The sequence below is a fragment of the Leyella stercorea genome, assembly GCF_019052365.1.
GTDB lineage: Bacteria > Bacteroidota > Bacteroidia > Bacteroidales > Bacteroidaceae > Prevotella.
The window spans coordinates 1-2,500 of record NZ_JAHQUY010000137.1 but is presented as its reverse complement, the minus strand read 5'-3'; the positions used below and the strand labels follow the sequence as shown (position 1 = coordinate 2,500).

Here is a 2,500-nt window from a genome sequence, read left to right as displayed (position 1 = left end):
CCTTTTTTGGTGAAAACAACCTGAATCAGAAGAAGACCTTCTCGAACACCGTACCGACGGTACCGATGCCTTCGACACCCTCTATATCGGCTGCGAGAAGTTCCCACAGCACGATTTGTACCCAATTTGCGTTGGTGGGGTGAGATAATGCAATAAAATCGGAGAATTGCCGTTTTTATGGTGTAACTTTGTGAGGTAAATTAAGAAATAACAATGAAAATAACGATAATCAATAAAATCCTATTATGCTTTATCTGTAGCATTGTTCCTTACATATCTAAGGGCCAATGCTCGGACTCATTTAAAAGCGTGTGTTTACCTGACAGTATAGCGGAACAAATAGAAAACAACTATGAATATAAAAATACAAATGCGAGTAAAAATGTTGTAAACCTTATCTCCCCTAAGAATTATCTTTGGGGAGATGGAATATATGCCTTCAAGGGTATGGGGCCGCATTATCCAAGACGAATCTTTGTATACAAAGGGCTCACCCGATATATCTAGGGGATTAAGCATATAGTTTTGTAAGTCTGAAAAGAAAGAATTTAATATCCGTTACTCCCCTTAAAGCAGTTCTAAACGCCTTGATTTTAGCATTGAAAGACTCTGCAAAGGCATTAGTTGCTCTATTTATAAATTGAGGTGGGAGGTCTTACCGAACAAAATAAACTATGTAAGATATGAAGTTAACCATTCGAATAAGAAATGTATTTGCATACATTTTCAACAACATTGTTCAGATACGTGCATACGCATTGATGGCTCTGGGTAGAAACAACAAGAAAGACACCCTTCCCAGCGTTTATGATATCAGGCTTTTGGATGGTGGCATTGTGATGGCATTATGCTTTTCAATCATATTCCATTGGAATAATTGTACGTTGGCGTGGATTACACTTGCAGTTTATTTTATATGCGAGTGGTTCATGGACTTTGAAAAACGGAGTGAACGATATTATATCCGTTTCGGGAATTTACCCGATAAAACAAGACTTAGATGGAAAATCGGCATGTGGATTTTCGTAGTTACACTCTATATCTATTCATTCGCAATCTTATATTTTTTTAACTATGAAACTGACCGATAAAACATTATGGATAACAATACAATACATTTGTGTATTGTTCCTTTCCGTGTGTCTTTTAGGACTCATTGTAAGCGATTTGATATTCGTATGGGTGATTGCCATGTTCTTTTGGTTATTCATTCCTGCATTTATTGTTGCCTGCATATCATTTGTCTGTTCGCTAAGGTGCAATAGCAAACATAAGAAAATATTGTTGGGGGTGAATGGTGTAAATATTCTTTTGATTTCGTTCATATTTCTCAATCCGTTCACCAGATGTGATGCCGATATTATGGAAAGTCATTATACAGAATATGGCAGACGCATGGAGCAGATATATCGTAATCTTTACAATAAAATGACTCCCGGATGTTCCGTAGATATTGAATTTGAGCATGGCGATGTTTCTATCTTCCATTTCTCAAACAGCAGTGGTGAGATGAAATCCAATTGGGATCCGAGCGAGGAAAAGATAGATTCATTACTAATCCAAAGTGGTCTCGACAGAAATTCGTTAATATGGCTGAAGAAAGAATTGGATGAAATAGGCTGTATTTCTATTTCCTTGCAGGCTATTCCTGACGCTCCTTTTTGTATCGGATTCCGTCGCATCGGTATGGGAAAGTATTACTATCAGATATATCATATACCGCTCTCCTCTGATGAACAAAAGAAAATCAATGAATCTGAGGCCTCTATTGTTTACTCACCTTTCGTAGTGTTTGAATATGCCGGAGGAGCTATAGGCTCTCAAAATTTTATCGGCAAAGATGAATACCTGAAAAAGAAAATGCAATTATATCATGAAATTGACTGATAGGCGATCTTGGAATGGAGATTTATAAAGGGATTCCTCCTCGTCCTCTTGTCGGTTCGACCGGAATGTAAGCGTTTTCTGTATTCATAAGCCAAATTTTAATGGTGTTATGCTGGAGCATATCCGACCCGCAACTCCTCTTTTTCTTCCGCCAACTTGCTACCGACAAGCCCATGGCGGAAATCCAAGCACTATGCCTGTGCCAATGGGCAAACGTCCTTGTGCGTTGCCGTTTGTACGGCAGCGTTTACCTCGTCCAACACGGCAAGCAGCAAGCCACGCTGACTTTGCATCAGTTCGTCTGCGCCATCACCGCCCTTGACTTTCTCAAATCTTTTCCTCCATACCCAATAAGAATAAGGACATTCGGCAAAGCACGAGCCATCGCCGCCGACTTCCAGGGCGTGCCGTTCTCCAGCTTCATCTCACACCGCCAACATCCTCTCCGCATGGGATTCCCTCGCCAACTCCGACCGTTACCGTCGCCTCTACCAACGCATCTCTGCCATTGAGTTCTCTATCCTCCGCATCGGTGAATACCCGATACCAAGCATCATCGACATCGTGAACAGCATACGTTTAGCCAAGGGCAACGTATTCGCTGAATGGAAAA

General features: G+C 40.6%; 1 protein-coding gene and 1 pseudogene. One reads left to right on the top strand and one right to left on the bottom strand.

The window, feature by feature from the left end:
- Nucleotides 1-511: 511 nt before the first annotated feature.
- Nucleotides 512-640: pseudogene (locus tag KTQ90_RS13805) on the bottom strand (transposase); the annotation flags it as partial.
- Nucleotides 641-1,074: 434 nt separating this feature from the next.
- Here KTQ90_RS13805 and KTQ90_RS13050 point away from each other — a divergent pair.
- Complete coding sequence (locus KTQ90_RS13050) at nt 1,075-1,887, top strand: hypothetical protein (RefSeq protein WP_217318791.1); 813 nt, start codon at nt 1,075-1,077, stop codon at nt 1,885-1,887.
- The last annotated feature ends 613 nt before the right edge of the window (nt 1,888-2,500 follow it).

Excerpts from the sequence above, each read along its gene's own strand:
- KTQ90_RS13050 (WP_217318791.1), top strand. The coding sequence starts at position 1,075 with ATGAAACTGACCGATAAAACATTATGGATAACAATACAATACATTTGT.